This window comes from Sphingomonas pituitosa NBRC 102491 (assembly GCF_001598435.1).
In the GTDB taxonomy this organism is placed as follows: Bacteria; Pseudomonadota; Alphaproteobacteria; order Sphingomonadales; family Sphingomonadaceae; genus Sphingomonas; species Sphingomonas pituitosa.
Window position 1 is genome coordinate 1 of the sequence record NZ_BCYY01000028.1, and the last position, 15,073, is coordinate 15,073.

The following is a 15,073-nucleotide window of genomic DNA, read 5'->3' on the forward strand; positions in this document are numbered from 1 at the left end:
GCCCGAGGCCACTGCGGTGGTGACCTCGGCGATGTTGCGGACCTGGCCGGTAAGGTTGTCCGCCATCAGGTTCACGTTGTCGGTCAGGTCCTTCCAGGTGCCGGCGACACCGTCCACCCGTGCCTGACCGCCCAGCTTGCCCTCGGTACCCACTTCGCGGGCGACGCGGGTCACTTCCGACGCGAACGAATTCAGCTGGTCCACCATCGTGTTGATGGTGTTCTTCAGCTCGAGGATCTCGCCCTTCACCTCCACGGTGATCTTCTTGGACAAGTCGCCGCTCGCGACCGCGGTCGTCACTTCGGCGATGTTGCGCACCTGGCCGGTGAGGTTGGTGGCCATGGCGTTCACATTGTCGGTAAGGTCCTTCCACGTACCGGCGACGCCTTCCACCCGCGCCTGGCCGCCCAGCTTGCCTTCGGTTCCCACTTCGCGCGCCACGCGCGTCACTTCCGACGCGAAGGAGGCGAGCTGCTCGACCATGGTGTTCACCACCTTGCCGATGCGGAGGAACTCGCCGCGCAGAGGCCGCCCGTCGATCTCGACCGTCATCGACTGGGAGAGGTCGCCCTTGGCGACGGCGCCGATGACGCGGCTGACCTCGGCGGTCGGCTGCACCATGTCGTCGATCAGCTCGTTGACCGCGCGCAGTTTCGTGTCCCAGCCGCCCGTCGCTCCGCGTACATTGCCGCGCTGCGTGATCTTGCCTTCCTTGCCGACGACGCGCGACAGCCGCTCGAACTCGTCCGTCATCTCGGCCTCAAGACCGACGACCTCGTTGAACAGCGTAGCAATCTCGCCATCGACGCCCGGGAGATCCTCGGGCAGGCGCACCGAGAAATCGCCGCGGCGGAAGCTGCGGAGCGCGGCGACGAGTTGGCGACGATCGAGTGCGTCACGAGACAGTTCAGCGTTCACCAATCACTCCTCATTCCTCGCCTTTCGAGAGCGAAGATATGCAACGGAAAGCCCCCCGGCATAGGGCGGACACATAGCAGCAGCGCAACGATAGGAAAAGCGCGCCTTCTCTGGAACTTGCGACTGTTTGCAGCCAGGCCCGAAGGGCGCGCTGGTTGCAAGTGCAGGAGACACTGATGGGAGACGACGCGGTCGATGCCGGACGAAGAAGAGATTTCCAGCTTCATCCGATCTACGTTCCCGTCCGTATGGGCGATCGAATTGATGTGCTTGCTGCGCAGTCACCGGGCAGAAGCCTGGAAGCAAGACGCACTGGTAGCGGCGATGCGGAGCAGCGAACTGGTCGTCGCCCAGAGCCTGCGGTCGCTCCACGCCGCCGGGCTTGTGGTCGTCGACCGGGAGCACGGCGTGCGCTTCCTACCAGCAAGCGAGTCACTGGACGCTCTGGCCGGAGCAGCCGAGGCCCTGTACGCGCAACGACCTGACTTCGTTCGCCGGACTATCGTATCCACCGCATCGTCGCCGGCACGCCGGTTTGCAGAAGCCTTCAAACTGAGGAAGGGTTGAGCATGGAATCGATCTTTCCACCCATCGTATATCTACTCTGCTTCGCGACAAGCACGTTGTGCGCTGCCCTTCTCGGGCGCAGCTATGCGAGGAGCGGTATGCGACTGCTACTCTGGAGCACGGCTTGCTTCACGCTCCTTGCCGCCAACAACCTCGTACTGATAATTGATCTCGTACTCGTCGACTGGGTCGACTTGCAGCTACTCCGGCTACTGCTCTCCCTTTGCGCCGTGGGAGTGCTTCTCTTCGGTTTCATCTGGGATCTGGAGGAACGGATGTGACGTTGACCACCTTCCTGGCAGGCGCAGTCTCGCTCGGCTTTGTGCTGTGTGCGCTGTTCTTCCTGCGCTTCTGGCGGGATACCCGCGACACGCTGTTTCTATCGTTCTCCGCCTCGTTCCTGCTTCTCGGCATGGGACAGACGATCCTTGCTGTCAGCGGCATTTCCGATGAGCAGCGGCCCTGGGCCTATGTTCTCCGCCTCTGCGCCTTTCTTCTGCTCCTCTCCGCAATCGTGCAGAAGAACCGAAGAGGTTGAACATGGAAGCCAACAGTCGATGGACCTGCGTGTAGGGCTCGCACGATGCTGTCGTTGTAGATGAAGTCGCGCGCTCCGATGTTGTACTGGGGTGGGCGATGCGATAACCTTGACCTTGCCGGCGTGCTTCGATCTCAGCACTCGAAGCGCATCGAAGTTATCGCTCTCGATTACCAGATTGTGCTGAAGGCCGCTGCCGCAGCTCAGCTCTACATCGTGCTACAGCGCGACGAAGTCGTCGGTGAGCGCACCTGCTCAGACTCAGAGGAAGTTGGGACGCTTGCTATATGCCTGCGGGCGCATCTTAGGCGCGCATCGGGCCCGACCAGCCCTTTGATGCGCCCGCCTGGCTTATTGGGCATCTCGTCCCAATCAAGCAAGCTACGGTTCAGGCGGAATCTACGTCGCTCAGCGCTTGCCTGACTACGTGGCTCAGCGCTTGCCTGACTGCGTCGACGGTCAATTCAACATCCTGCGCGTCGGTGCGCCAGTTGCATACCGATACGCGCATGCAGCGCATGCCGCGCCAGGTCGTCCCGCTGAAGAAGGCAACACCTGCCGCCGCTACGCGCGCGATGACTTCGTCGGTCCTGCGGTCATGGTCGGCGCTACCTGAGTTAGCTGCGGGATCGAGGAAGCGCACCAACCCCTGGTTGATCGTCGGGAGCCATTCGACCCGAGCACCGGGGAGCGCCCCGATGCCGGCAACCAGCGCACGCGCATGGTCACAACTTCGAGCGATCAATTTGGAAACGCCGTCGCGCCCCAATTCGCGCAGGGCTGCGTAAGTCGGGAGCGCTCGACCCCGCCGGGACCATTCTGGATTCCACTCGATTTGATCGCGTGCGCTATTGCTCGATTGAGCATAGCTGGCCTCGAAGGAGAAAGCCGCACGATGCGCCTGAGCATCCCTAACGATGGCATACCCGCAGTCGAACGGCGTATTTAGCCACTTGTGGCCATCGTTGGTCCAGGAGTCGGCCAGCTCGATGCCGGCTGCAAGATGCCGATAGGTCGGGCACGCCTGCACCCAGAGACCAAAGGCGCCGTCGACATGCACCCATGCTCCATGCCGCTTGGCAATCGGGACGAGCTCGGCGAAGGGATCGAACGCTCCGATGTTGAGATCCCCGGCCTGCAGCACGACGATGGTCGGCATCGCGGAGCGGCTGAGCGCGTCGTCCAGAGCTTCGGGAACAATCCGCCCTTGCGAGTCGCAAGGCAAGGTCTCCATGCAATGGGTGCCTAAGCCAAGCATACGAACCGCCCTGTCAACGGACCCGTGCCTTTCGCTTCCTGTCAGCACGCGCAAGGAAGGCGCTCCAACCAAGCCGTCCACCTCGACGTTCCACCCCGCTCGGTCCAGCAGTCGGTGCCGTGCAGCGGCGAGGCAGGTGACGTGAGCGGCCTGCGTGCCGGTAACGAAAGCGAAGCTGGCCTCCTCCGGTAGGCCGAACAGCTCTTTCAGCCATTCTCCGGTAACTTCCTCGATGATCGCTTCGGCAGGGCTGCAAGCGTGAATTGCGGCATTCTGATCCCAGGCAGAGACCAGCCAGTCGGCCGCAAGAGCGGAAGGCAGCGTACCTCCTATAACCCAACCGAAGAAGCGCCCGCTGCCACTGCCGAGAAGGCCGCCATCAGTATCCTGCACCAGCTCGTCGATCACCTTGGCTGCCGGCACTCCAAGATCGGCCAGAGGTCTGCCCAGCCGTTCGCGCAATTCTGCCATGGACGAGGTAGTGCCAATCGAGCGATCGGCCACCGATGCAAGCCAATGTTCTGCAGCGCGATAGGCAACCGCCAGCGCATTGCGACCATCTTCAACCGACATGCTGAGATCCTCCGTTCTCTCCTAGCGGATGCTTGTAGAGCTGGAAAACGGCTGGATGGTTCGTTACGCACCGAACCATGAAGGACGGGCCAAATTTCGCTCTGATCGCGGCGCTCATTGGAGATCCGGCTCGAGCCGAGATTCTTTCGCAGTTGATGGACGGTCGGGCGCTCACAGTGGGTGAGTTGGCCATGTCGGCCAATGTCGGGCGGCCTACGGCCAGTGCGCACCTCGCCAAGCTGGAAGCGGCGGGTCTAGTCCTCAGCGTCCGTCAAGGTCGCAACCGCTATGTACGCCTGTCCGGTGCGGACGTCGCGCACACTGTAGAAAGCCTGATGCTGCTGGCTGAGCGCACGGGTCATCGACGCATACGCACCGGCCCACGCGATCCGGCGCTGCGAGAAGCCCGCAGCTGTTATGGACATCTAGCAGGTGCCAAGGGGATCCAGATGCTGAACAGTCTGCATCAGCGCGACTTCATCCTTCGCCAGCACGATCGCCTGCACCTGCGTGATGAGGGGCGCAGTTTTCTGACCGAGTTTGGAATAAGTCCAGACCTGCTTTCAGCCGAAGCTGCGTGTGTTGCCTGTCTGGACTGGAGCGAGCGCAAGGATCACCTTGCGGGCCGACTGGGGTCGGCCTGTTTGGATCGTATCCTTGCATTGGGATGGGCAAGGCGAGACACTGATAGCAGGGCGATACGGTTCAATCCGAAGGGATTGCGAGAATTCGATTCCGCCTTCCCCTTCACACCTCACCTCAGCCGATAGTTCACCTAGCCTCCTTGAGTTACGTACCGCAATTGTGAGTGCTTGATCCGCGTTCGACGAACAACAAAACCCGAAAGTCCGAAGCCTAGGATCATCAATCCCCAACTCGCGGGTTCCGGCACGCCTGAGGCGATTTGGATGAACTTCAGTTCAACGTTGTCCTCACCTTTGATCAACGGAGACGCGACATTCCCCGAGGCGAAGAACGACGCTTTCGGGAAAAACCAGCCAGTCCAGAAGTCGTCGGTTCCATCTACGATCCCGTCAGCTCCATACTGTTTGCCGCCGATGATTATTGCGCCCTTGAGGTAGCTGTATGGTGTATCGGCGCCATTCAGAAGGGCAACGTCGCCGAGGCTATACATGACGCTACCCACATGCCCGCTGAAAGAAGTTAGCGTGTAGCGCCCGGAAGAATTGGCGATGGAGAAGCTTCCCTCCATCTTCGATCCTAGCGTGGGAATATCGCCGATGAAATAGTAGCTTTCAGCAGACGCCGGCGCGACGCTGAGCGACGACACCGCACCTATGAAACCAAGCACTGCATTCTTCATGTTCACCTCCCCGACTCGTGATCGATCTAGAGTCATTGGTTGATATCGCCAATATCAAAGATCAAGCAAGCCCATGTAGTGACTTTCTTGGGTCGACGAGTAGATCGACAATGGACTTAGCGAGCGGCCGATTGTGGCCCATATAGGTGTACGCTGCAGTCGACGACGAAATTAGGTGCCTATCTGCCGCGCGATACCGCGCCCCTTTGACGTCGGCAGCAGCAGCGACCTTCGCAGTCCTCTTAAGGCTACTTCCACGACATGACACACGGAGTGGAACCCGGCGGCCCGCTCGTACCTGACGATCTAAACAGCGCTTGACCTTCCCATCACTGGAAGGTCGACATGGGTAGTCGGTCCCTTCCCGATGAGGAAATGAGCGATGTTTACAAGCCAAGAATCCGCCGGCACCCGCGCCACCAGGTTCGATCTAGCGGTCGAGGGCATGACTTGCGTTTCGTGTGCCCGCCGCGTGGAGCGCGCATTGGAGGCGCTGCCAGGTGTTGTCAGTGCGAGCGTGAGCCTGGCGAGGGAGCGCGTGAGCATGCACGTGGACGGCAGCGTTGATCATGCCGCGGTCGTCGCGGCGGTCAAGCGCGCAGGATACACTGTCGCCGGCGAGACGGTCGAGCTCAGTGTCGAGGGTATGACCTGCGCTTCGTGCGCGGGTCGGGTCGAGCGAACATTGATGGCCGTCCCCGGCGTAGTGAGCGCGGCCGTGAACCTCGCTACCGAGCGCGCCACCGTGCGCGGAGTGGTGGCTCCATCGGAGTTGATCGCAGCGGTGGCTAGCGCAGGTTATCAGGCCGCTCGAATCATGTCTTACGGCGCCCCGGCCGTGGCGAGCGCTAGCCGAAAGGATGAAGAACGACGGGCACTGCAACGCGACCTGATCGTCGCTACGATCATTGCTCTGCCTGTGTTCCTGATGGAAATGGGGTCACACCTCATCCCTGGCGTCCACCTCCTGATCGCTCGCAGCATCGGGATCCAGACGAGCTGGTACATCCAGTTCACGCTGGCCTCTCTGTTGCTCGCCGGACCGGGATTTCGCTTTTACCGCAAAGGTATTCCAGCTTTGCTGCGGCTTACGCCGGACATGAACTCGCTGGTTGCAGTTGGCACCTTCGCCGCCTACGCCTTTTCACTCGTCGCCACGTTTGCGCCGCGCCTACTGCCCGCCCGGACGATCAACGTTTATTATGAGGCGGCAGCCGTTGTCGTCGCGCTGGTGCTGCTAGGCCGCTTTCTGGAGGCGCGCGCGAAGGGACGAGCTTCTGAAGCTATCGGGCGGCTCGTCGGCTTGCAGGCCAAGACTGCCCGCGTGCGCCGCGGTGCCGCGCTGACTGAGGTGTCGATTGATGAAGTGGCCGAAGGCGACATCGTCGAGGTTCGTCCGGGGGAGCGCGTGCCGGTCGACGGTGAGGTCATCGAAGGCGATAGCTTTGTGGACGAGTCGATGATCACGGGCGAACCGCTTCCGGTCACCAAGACCCAAGGGGCTGCGCTAGTTGGCGGCACTATCAACCAGCAAGGCGCCCTCACCTTCCGCGCCACTGCCGTCGGTCAGAAGACGATGCTGTCGCAGATCATCCGCATGGTCGAGCAGGCACAGGGCTCAAAGCTGCCGGTTCAGGCACTGGTCGACCGGGTGACGATCTACTTCGTGCCGGCCGTGATGGCGATCGCCGCGCTGACCTTCGGGGCATGGCTCGCCTTTGGTCCGTCGCCGGCGCTGACCTTCGCGCTGGTGAACACCGTTGCGGTGCTCATCATCGCCTGCCCTTGTGCGATGGGCCTCGCCACCCCGACGGCGATCATGGTCGGCACTGGTCGAGGCGCGGAGCTAGGTATTCTGTTCCGTAAAGGCGACGCGCTGCAACTGCTGCGTGAAGCCGCGGTAATCGCCCTCGACAAGACAGGTACTCTCACCGAGGGCCGCCCCGTCCTGACCGATCTAGAGGTGACCGAAGGCTTCGATCGTGCCAGCGTCCTTGGTCAGATCGCTGCGGTGGAGAGTAAATCCGAGCATCCCATTGCACGGGCGATAGTCGAGGCAGCAGCGGCTGAGGATATCGCCGCGCCGTCGGCCCGTCACTTCGAGACCATTCCTGGCTACGGCGTCCATGCCGAGGTCGATAATTGCTGGATAGATATCGGCGGTGATCGCTACATGACCCATCTGGGCGTCGATGTGAGCACACTGTCCGACAGTGCCATAAAGCTCAGCAATGAGGGCAAATCGCCGTTCTACGCGGCCCAGAATGGAAAGCTTGCCGCCATTATCGCAGTCGCAGACCGGATCAAGGCTACAACGCCCAGGGCGATTAGCGCGCTCCGTTCGCACGGGCTGAGGATCGCGATGATCACGGGAGACAATGCCCGCACGGCAAGAGCGATCGCCTGCGAGCTTGGCATCGACGAAGTGATCGCCGAGGTCCTGCCAGGCGAGAAGGTCGAGGCGGTTCTTCGGCTGAAGGCTCAGCATGGCAGAGTGGCATTCGTAGGTGACGGCCTCAACGATGCTGCCGCGCTGGCGGAAGCCCATGTCGGTATTGCCGTCGGAACCGGGACCGACGTTGCTATCGAGGCAGCCGACGTTGTGCTGATGTCGGGCAACCTCAATGGTGTCGTCACAGCCATCGCGCTGTCGCAGGCGACCATGAGGAACATACGTCAAAATCTTTTTTGGGCCTTCGCATACAACATCGCCCTGATCCCAATCGCGGCGGGTGCGCTTTACCCGTCGTGGGGAGTGCTCCTCTCTCCGGTGTTCGCGGCGGGCGCGATGGCGATGTCGAGCGTATTCGTGCTCGGCAATTCCTTGAGGCTACGCCGCTTTCAAGCCGGATGACGTAGGAAGGGACACGGTTATGAACATCGGAAAGGCGGCGAAGGCATCGGGTGTTTCGGCCAAGATGATCCGCTATTATGAGCAAACTGGCCTCATCCCGAAGGCTGGCCGAAAGGATTCTGGCTACCGCGACTACTCGAGTGCCGACGTCCACATGCTAAGGTTTATTCGTAAGGCGCGCGATCTCGGCTTCTCGGTTAGCGAGATCGACGGCTTGTTGAACCTATGGCGTGATCGCTCGCGGCAGAGCAGCGACGTCAAGCGTATCGCGCAGAAGCATGTCGATGACCTCAATGAACGAATCGAGGCGATGAAGCAGATGGCGGGCACGCTGCAAAGCTTGGTAGACTGCTGCGCCGGCGACGCCCGACCCGATTGCCCGATCCTCGCGGACCTCGAGGACGATCATGACGGCAGCGGAGCGCCTGCTCGAGCGACGTTAAGGCCGGGGTCTAAAGGGCGAAGCTGAAGCGGCCGCGACGATCGCATACTGAAAGATGCGCACGCTGTTCGCGTCGGAACGGGAGACAGCTCACCAGCGGCAACGCGGAAGGAATGCTCACACGGGCGTCGGGCGGTCACGGCCGATCTCCTCCCTGAGCCACGCCCGGAAGCGTCTGATCTTAGGAACGTCGCGCCGTGCCTGAGCCACGACAGACCAATAGGTGCTACCATGCGTCGTGACCTGAGCAAATGGCTGCACCAGCGCCGTTCCGCCAACTCGGCCCTCGAGAAGAACGGCGTAAGGATCGCTATTCCTTGCCGTGCGATCGCTGCCCTTCCGCCGTGGGCCTGAGAGTCGAGACGGATGCCGCCAGGCACTGGCGTCTCGGGTGCGGGCACTCCAGGTAGCTGATGAGCTGCAGATCGTGGGTGAACAGGTCCACATTCCGGCTGTACCGTTGCCCCCGATAGCACCGTGCCGCCGCCGAGCTTGATGGCCGGAGTAGCGGCTGCCGGCTTGTCTCGTTCCCAAGGCACGCGGTCATCCTCGCCCGTTCCTTGGGCTTGCCTGCGGACGTCATCGATCACCTTGAGGCTGCGGCGAAGAAGGTTGCGCCACATGGCGAGGTCGGGATGGGTCTGCCTATCGAGGATGCCGCTCATGCGAACCTCTCCGACCAATCGACAAGATCCGGGCGACGGATTGATCCTTCCTGTGCAAGGCCCGATAGCATCCGGTGCAACTCGAGACCGCTCAGGACGCGATCGACCAGCAGGTCGGCGACTTCCGCGATCTCGGCCTCCTGCAGCGCTTGGGCTGCAACTCTGCGCCGCTCGGGGGTATTCGGCAGCTTCAGCGCGGCGAGCAGTTCCGATGCGGTGGCGATTCCGTGGTGACTGATCTGCGCGTGATTGTGGAGATTGATCACGGAGCGTGGCGGCAGTTCCGCCTCTACGTGTGCCATGGTCTGTGCCTCCCTTATCCCGGTGGTTAGATATACGAGCTCAGGCGTTCCGCGTCATGCGTGGCGATGCGCCGGGGCTGAAGTTCTTCAAGGCTGACGGTGACTTGATGCTCTACCGCGACGATGTCGTCGCTGAGCGGACGACCTGCTTCTATATCGTCGCGCTGCAATTCGAAGGCTCAAGCGGCACTCATCATCCCGCGTCCCCAGAAGGGGAATGAGCGGGGAGCGATCGAGATGTGCATGATAACCATCCGCACGTCCCCTGCCGCCTGGAGTGAATCGGACCGCCATGGCAACTTCGGGGAAGGGTCTTCAACACAATCTACCAAGACAGGTCGTTCCGCTTTCGCTATTGGACGATCAAAATGCCGTGTCGATCAAGGAAAGTGGCGGACGTGGCCTACCGGCATGGGCCAGCACGGCGCTGCAACGGCCCCGGTGCTCGAGCCAAAGAACCATTCGGTGCCGAACCGCGCCGCCGTGAAGGCGGTCACGGTTTCTCGAGCTGGACGAAGTCTACCCGACGCAAGTTTATGAATATCTAACGCGAATCTATCAACTTCGATCGCGAAGCTTAATGCGCTTACGCCCTACCTCACGGTTGCTGACGACCTGATTGCCAGGACCTGTAAGGAGTATGTTTGCGTGGTGTCCGACCTCATCGAAGAGCCTGATCAAGGTGCCACCATCCTGTGGGTGGGGCAGGACCGTGATGGCCACTGGCTGGTCCAGGAAAACCATGGCCTGATGGAGGGGCGGTTCGTGTCCCGCGCGGCGGCGTGGCAGTTCGCCCGCGCCGAGCGGCATGCCTTCCCCGGCGCAGCTCTTGTGGAGGCGGAGCAGCCGCTCATCGCGAGCATCTCCTTCGATCCTCCAGCGCCGGACGAGTGCGCCCGGCGCGCTGCGTAACGGAGGGGGTCCATGCAACTTGCCCATGCCTTCGCGCTTCCGGCCGCTCCCGCGGCACCGACGTTGGCGGCTCGACTGCGGCAGGCCCTTTGCTTGGCCGCCGACCGAACCGCGGTGCAGGACCTGCGCTGGCCGGCCATCGCCGCACGCCTTGAGGCGATGCGCGAGGAAGGACGCCGCAGCATCCGCATTGTGGACGCCGCATGCGGAGATGCCAGCCTTCTGCTGCTGGCGATCCGGTCGGCTCGTTCGTTGGGCTTCGTCGCGATCGAGGCGCGGGGCGTGGATCGCGACGGAGTGCTGCTCCCCCAAGCGCGTCGCGTCGCCGCAACAATTCGGGATCCGGCGATCGACCTTCGCTTCTACATCGGCACCGCCGCAGCGGCGATGCGGGACGAGACCGTTTTCCCTGCCGACATCCTGCTCTATGCGGCGCCCCCCGGCGAAGCTTCGGCGCTGATGGGACTGGCCCGGCGCGCAGGGCAGATGGCTCTCGCCGGGCCTAGATCGGGAGCCGCCGCATGACCCGGCCTAGCGACCGGCTGTGGCGCGGCGTCGGCGTGGCGCTGCTGATCGCCGGAGGACTGGCAGGTGCCTTCAGTGACGCCATCGAATCCGATCTCGGCGGCCTGCTGCTGCTTGGCTTCCCGATTGGGATGTTCGGGCTCGTGCTGGTGGTGCAGGGGCGGCGGGCGCCCCGAGCGATCCGCGTGGAGTGCAGCCGGCATCGCCATCTACCCGAAAGATTGCAAAGGCGGCGAAACGGAAACGCCCGCTGCGGCTGAGCCGTAGCTAGGACCACTGAGGATCACCTATGTCCTTCAAGATGCTCGACGGCGTGCTCCACGCCGATGGCGTATCGCTCCCGACGATCGCGGAAGTGGTTGGCACGCCCGCCTATGTCTACTCCGCCACGCAGCTACGAGCGTCGGCGGTGCAGTTTCAGGCAGCCCTCGCGCCGATACCCCTTAAGCAGCTGATGTTCGCAATGAAGGCCAATCCGCATCCTGCGGTCCTGCGAACGCTGGCAGGTCTTGGGTTCGGCGCGGACATCGTCTCGGGTGGGGAACTCAAGGCCGCACTCGCCGCGGGCATCGCTGCGAACGAAATTGTGTTCTCCGGCGTCGGGAAGACAATCGCCGAGCTCGCCGCGGCGCTGGATGCGGGCATTGGCCGTTTCAATCTTGAGCTGGAGCGGGAGGGCGAGGTGCTGTCCGCGCTTTCCTGTGCGCGGGGCATGCGTGCGCCCGCACTGCTCCGCATCAACCCGTTGGTCGATGCTCATACGCATGCGAAGATCAGCACGGCGCTGGCCGATAGCAAGTTCGGTGTGCCGTTCACCGAGGCTGTGTCGATATACAGTAGACTTGCCGCGCTGCCCGGGCTCAATCTTCAGGGCATCGCAATCCATATCGGTAGCCAGATCACTGATCTCGCTCCGCTGTCGGCCTCGGTCCGCCACGTCGGCCAACTCCTATCAGCGCTGCGTGAACAGGGCCACGCCATCACCCATGTTGATCTAGGTGGCGGGCTTGGAGTTTCCTATCGCGAAGGGGATCCTAGCGCGGATGCTGTCGCCTATGGGTTGATGGTGGCGCGTGAAACGCAAGACTGGGACGTGCGCTTGCTGTTCGAGCCCGGGCGTTTCATTGCCGCGGCAGCAGGCGTGCTGCTGACGCGCGTACTTTGGGTCAAGCCGGGCCGGCCGCATCCATTTGTGATCGTCGACGCGGGGATGAACGACCTGATGCGACCCGCACTGTATGACGCGTGGCATGACATCCGTGCCGTGCGCGAGAGCGGCGATCGCTTTTTCGCCACCGTGGTTGGTCCGATTTGCGAATCTGGCGACACCTTCGCGCGCGGCCGCTGCATCGATCGACTGAACGAAGGCGATTTAGCCGTGTTTGCAAACGCCGGCGCCTATGGCGCCGCCATGGCGTCGACCTACAATGCCCGTGCGCTTGCGCCAGAGGTTTGGGTTGACGGAGACCGCTTCGACATCGTGTCTCCGCTTGTGAAGGCAGACGCCGTTCGGCCGCAGCGACTTGCACACTGGATGGTCGATCCAGTGATATAGCCGAGGATTACAACGGCCGGATAGCGCTACAACATAGGTCGGGCACCAGCCAAGCAACTTTGACCGCCGCCACTGCGCATAACGCTATCATCCGTCCTCCAGCATACTGGCCGAGCGACACCGCATGTCGAAGTCCGACCAGCTCCGGTCCATCCCGTCCGCGCCGGTGATCGTCCGGTTGCGCCAAAAGCGGTCGATCGCCTCGCCTGAGCGGTCGTTGGGCAAACGCCCCAATCTCGGTTGTTCGACCCATCGCCCAGCAATCCCGAAACCCGTAATTCATTCAGCAGCGGTCGATTGGCGGAATTTGTGGGGAGTCATCGCCTTCCCGGACCTTTGTTCCTGAATTGCGCTGCGCTCCCGCTTCTTGGTCTATTTAGTGCAGTTTCTGAGAAGTGCGGTTGGCAGGGGGCGTGTAAAGCCGTACCTCTTTGCAGATAGCAGAATACGGCCTAAGCTGCCGTTGGGTTTTGGGGGAAGTCGGATGAGGATGCTTGCCGTTGCGCTCGGGTTAGTATTTGCTCTCTCCGGTTGCGCGCGGCAGGTCGCAATCCCTCCATGGATGGAGCCGCCGGAGGGCTTGTGCCATCTACCGGTCGTGAAGCTGACCGCCAATCAGTTCGACGATCCCGATGAAGCATCCGGCCGGCCCGACAGCCCCGACGTGCGAGAGTTCATTAGAACGCTGGGCGACGGTTTGCGCTCCGCAAGTCCCCTAAAGGCAGAAAACGATAGCAAGTCGGTTCTGGTCCTGAGCGGTGGTAGTCTGCATGGCGCCTTCGGCGCTGGGTTATTCTACGGGTGGGCAAAAGCAGCGGGAGAAGGAGGCGAACAGCCACCGACGTATGACATCATCACTGGCGTCTCGACTGGTGCGTTGCAAAGCACGTTTATCTTTCTTGCCACATCGAAGAGCGACAAAATTAAAAACAGCGCGACCTCCATTCGGAATCGTCTGGGCGATGTGCCCTTCCTCCGAGACAGGCTTTATCACGAGAAAAATGGGGTTGCGGGCCCCGAAACAGGTTACCTCGCGACGCTAGCCCAGGACTACATGCCCGACCGGGAGAGCGACCTCCTCCATCTCCACCCCCTACAGAAGCTGAGCCCGAACAAGTTGGGCTTTCTAGAGCTCATTAACCACGATGGGCTGGCGAACATGGATCCACTGAGGCGGGTCATCCGTGCGGAACTGAGTGACGACGCGCTTCGCGGTGTGGCCACTGAAGCGAACTCGGGTCGTCGGCTCTACGTCGCGATCGCGGATCTCGAGAACAAATACGGTTATGCGGCCGACCTGACTAAGCTGGCGCAGCTCGCCGTGCTCGCAGCCGAGCCGGGCGCTAAGACGCCTGAGGAAATCCAGGATCTGGAAGGCGTATTCCCCGAATACCGCAGGTCGCATCCTCACAGCGAGGCTATTTACCTTGAATGGGCACGCGACTGCTACACCGACGCGCTCGTAGCGTCCTCCAGCGTTCCGCCTGGTGTGAATGCGGTTCCGATCGAGATCATCAAGGAGGGCAAAGACGGACACATCCTAGATCCTAACTCTCCAAGGCTGCGTGCTGCCCGTGGTCTGCCGAAGCAGGTCGTACCGTCCAACTATGTAGCGGGAAGGCATGTCTTCGTAGACGGAGGTGCGCTCTTTGCCGTCTTCTTCAGTCAGCTGCACGACGAGATCAAGGATCTGCCAAAAGTGGACATGGACCTGATCGTGAACGGTACCTACTTTCCCAAGGAATGGGACAAGTGGTTGGACTCGCATGGTAAGACTAAGCGTATCGAAAAAATGAGGCTGAGCTCCGTCGACTATGGTTTAGGAGCGGCAGACCTACTGCAGACCCAGGTTAGAATTTTCTCCGTGCAGGAGGCTAGGCGCTGGGAGAGCGGCCGGGGCACCTTCCGTTGGGCACTGATCGACAACCGCGCGATCGTGGGCACGCCCGACGGGATGGACAAGTTCTTCCATTGGCCGGGAAAGCGGTATGAGGGCACGCCCTTTGACTGGGGCTTCGCCACCGCAAAGGGTTCAGGGTCGTGCCAGCACTGGCATGATACAGTGGACCGCAAGATGAACCCAATGGAGTTTTATCCGGTCTATATGCAATGCATGCTGGACTACGGCATAACCCGCGGCGCAGACCCGAAGCGTCGTTGGAACATGTGCTTGTCCGCCGATCAGCGTAACTGTGGCGCACTTGCCTCGATCGCGGATGAGGCGACGCCTCGAGCTAGCTCGGCGGAATAGCTAGCCTGTATTGATTTCATATTTTCATGGAGAGCGAGAACTGAGTTTCGGCCGTGTCGGCCGATTGAAAGCCGGCATGAACTAACGGCTATTTTACGGAGTGGCGCGACTCGATCAAATGTCGCTTTCTTAACCGTTGCGCCCACCGCGTCCGTTTGAACGAACGTCAGCTTAATCCTACTTCCCGGTCCAGAGCTGCCTGTCCGCAAACGGCCCAGTTTTGGTTGTTCCACGACGGCAGCCGGGCGACCGCTGAAAGTCGGCTTTTGGCGAGGGCTGCCGATCGGCATGTTGGGTACGCGAACGGCGGCAAAGTCCCAGTTCTGGCCTTCCTCAGCGATCAGGAACATGCGCGCCGCCGAAGATAGCCAAGATGGCTCGCTCCCGCT

16 protein-coding genes are annotated in these 15,073 nt (G+C 61.6%); 12 read left to right on the top strand and 4 right to left on the bottom strand.

What is annotated here, in order from left to right:
• The coding region (locus SPI01S_RS18660; RefSeq protein WP_169804548.1) for a HAMP domain-containing protein at positions 1–918 on the bottom strand (918 nt) is incomplete at its 3' end.
• Between the two features lie 195 nt (positions 919–1,113).
• Here SPI01S_RS18660 and SPI01S_RS18665 point away from each other — a divergent pair.
• Genes SPI01S_RS18665 through SPI01S_RS18675 form a run of 3 tightly spaced genes read left to right on the top strand, consistent with a single transcriptional unit; the run spans position 1,114 to position 2,023 of the window.
• Positions 1,114–1,485 (top strand): hypothetical protein, encoded by a 372-nt coding sequence (locus tag SPI01S_RS18665; RefSeq protein WP_066726291.1) that lies wholly within the window; start codon positions 1,114–1,116, stop codon positions 1,483–1,485.
• Positions 1,486–1,487: 2 nt separating this feature from the next.
• Positions 1,488–1,766, top strand: a complete 279-nt coding sequence (locus SPI01S_RS23140; protein WP_066726294.1) for a DUF5985 family protein — start codon at positions 1,488–1,490, stop codon at positions 1,764–1,766.
• A gap of 2 nt (positions 1,767–1,768) precedes the next feature.
• The gene (locus SPI01S_RS18675; protein ID WP_084253607.1) at positions 1,769–2,023 is read left to right on the top strand and encodes a DUF5985 family protein; all 255 of its coding nucleotides are present in this window, start codon (positions 1,769–1,771) and stop codon (positions 2,021–2,023) included.
• A gap of 388 nt (positions 2,024–2,411) precedes the next feature.
• On the opposite strand, the gene SPI01S_RS18680 is transcribed toward SPI01S_RS18675, so the two are convergent.
• Entirely contained in the window at positions 2,412–3,854 is a 1,443-nt protein-coding gene (locus SPI01S_RS18680; RefSeq protein WP_066726299.1) for a pyridoxal phosphate-dependent decarboxylase family protein, read from the bottom strand.
• Positions 3,855–3,931: 77 nt separating this feature from the next.
• On the opposite strand from SPI01S_RS18680, the gene SPI01S_RS21985 reads away from it, so the two are divergent.
• Positions 3,932–4,624 carry an ArsR/SmtB family transcription factor gene (locus SPI01S_RS21985; RefSeq protein WP_084253592.1) on the top strand — a complete coding sequence of 231 codons (693 nt, stop codon included), beginning with the start codon at positions 3,932–3,934 and terminating at the stop codon, positions 4,622–4,624.
• 5 nt (positions 4,625–4,629) lie between these two features.
• Here the strand turns inward: SPI01S_RS21985 and SPI01S_RS18685 are convergent, their stop codons facing one another.
• Positions 4,630–5,178 carry a PEPxxWA-CTERM sorting domain-containing protein gene (locus tag SPI01S_RS18685; RefSeq protein WP_066726302.1) on the bottom strand — a complete coding sequence of 183 codons (549 nt, stop codon included), beginning with the start codon at positions 5,176–5,178 and terminating at the stop codon, positions 4,630–4,632.
• A gap of 382 nt (positions 5,179–5,560) precedes the next feature.
• Between SPI01S_RS18685 and SPI01S_RS18690 the strand changes: the two genes are divergently transcribed.
• Together SPI01S_RS18690 and cueR are read left to right on the top strand one after the other, a co-directional pair.
• Positions 5,561–8,032, top strand: a complete 2,472-nt coding sequence (locus SPI01S_RS18690; protein ID WP_066726305.1) for a heavy metal translocating P-type ATPase — start codon at positions 5,561–5,563, stop codon at positions 8,030–8,032.
• A gap of 19 nt (positions 8,033–8,051) precedes the next feature.
• Positions 8,052–8,501 (top strand): Cu(I)-responsive transcriptional regulator, encoded by a 450-nt coding sequence (gene cueR, locus SPI01S_RS18695; protein ID WP_066726308.1) that lies wholly within the window; start codon positions 8,052–8,054, stop codon positions 8,499–8,501.
• A 634-nt stretch (positions 8,502–9,135) separates the two neighbouring features.
• Here cueR and SPI01S_RS18700 read toward each other — a convergent pair.
• Complete coding sequence (locus SPI01S_RS18700; protein ID WP_157084780.1) at positions 9,136–9,441, bottom strand: hypothetical protein; 306 nt, start codon at positions 9,439–9,441, stop codon at positions 9,136–9,138.
• 56 nt (positions 9,442–9,497) lie between these two features.
• Here SPI01S_RS18700 and SPI01S_RS22450 point away from each other — a divergent pair, with 56 nt between their 5' ends.
• The 6 genes from SPI01S_RS22450 to SPI01S_RS18725 all read left to right on the top strand — a co-directional run bounded on the left by SPI01S_RS22450 (position 9,498) and on the right by SPI01S_RS18725 (position 14,684).
• On the top strand, positions 9,498–9,662 hold the full coding sequence (locus tag SPI01S_RS22450; RefSeq protein ID WP_157084781.1) for a hypothetical protein: 165 nt from the start codon (positions 9,498–9,500) through the stop codon (positions 9,660–9,662).
• A gap of 430 nt (positions 9,663–10,092) precedes the next feature.
• Positions 10,093–10,353 (top strand): hypothetical protein, encoded by a 261-nt coding sequence (locus tag SPI01S_RS18705; protein WP_245653677.1) that lies wholly within the window; start codon positions 10,093–10,095, stop codon positions 10,351–10,353.
• A gap of 114 nt (positions 10,354–10,467) precedes the next feature.
• A complete protein-coding gene (locus SPI01S_RS18710) occupies positions 10,468–10,878 on the top strand; it encodes an SAM-dependent methyltransferase (RefSeq protein WP_157084782.1) in 411 nt (136 codons plus the stop codon).
• Positions 10,875–11,138: a hypothetical protein gene (locus SPI01S_RS18715; protein WP_066726321.1), complete on the top strand. Its 264-nt coding sequence runs from the start codon at positions 10,875–10,877 to the stop codon at positions 11,136–11,138. Before SPI01S_RS18710 ends, SPI01S_RS18715 begins: the two co-directional genes overlap by 4 nt.
• Before the next feature lie 29 nt (positions 11,139–11,167).
• Positions 11,168–12,433, top strand: coding sequence for a diaminopimelate decarboxylase (gene lysA, locus SPI01S_RS18720; RefSeq protein ID WP_066726324.1), 1,266 nt, complete (start codon positions 11,168–11,170; stop codon positions 12,431–12,433).
• A gap of 598 nt (positions 12,434–13,031) precedes the next feature.
• Positions 13,032–14,684, top strand: coding sequence for a patatin-like phospholipase family protein (locus SPI01S_RS18725; protein ID WP_169804549.1), 1,653 nt, complete (start codon positions 13,032–13,034; stop codon positions 14,682–14,684).
• The last annotated feature ends 389 nt before the right edge of the window (positions 14,685–15,073 follow it).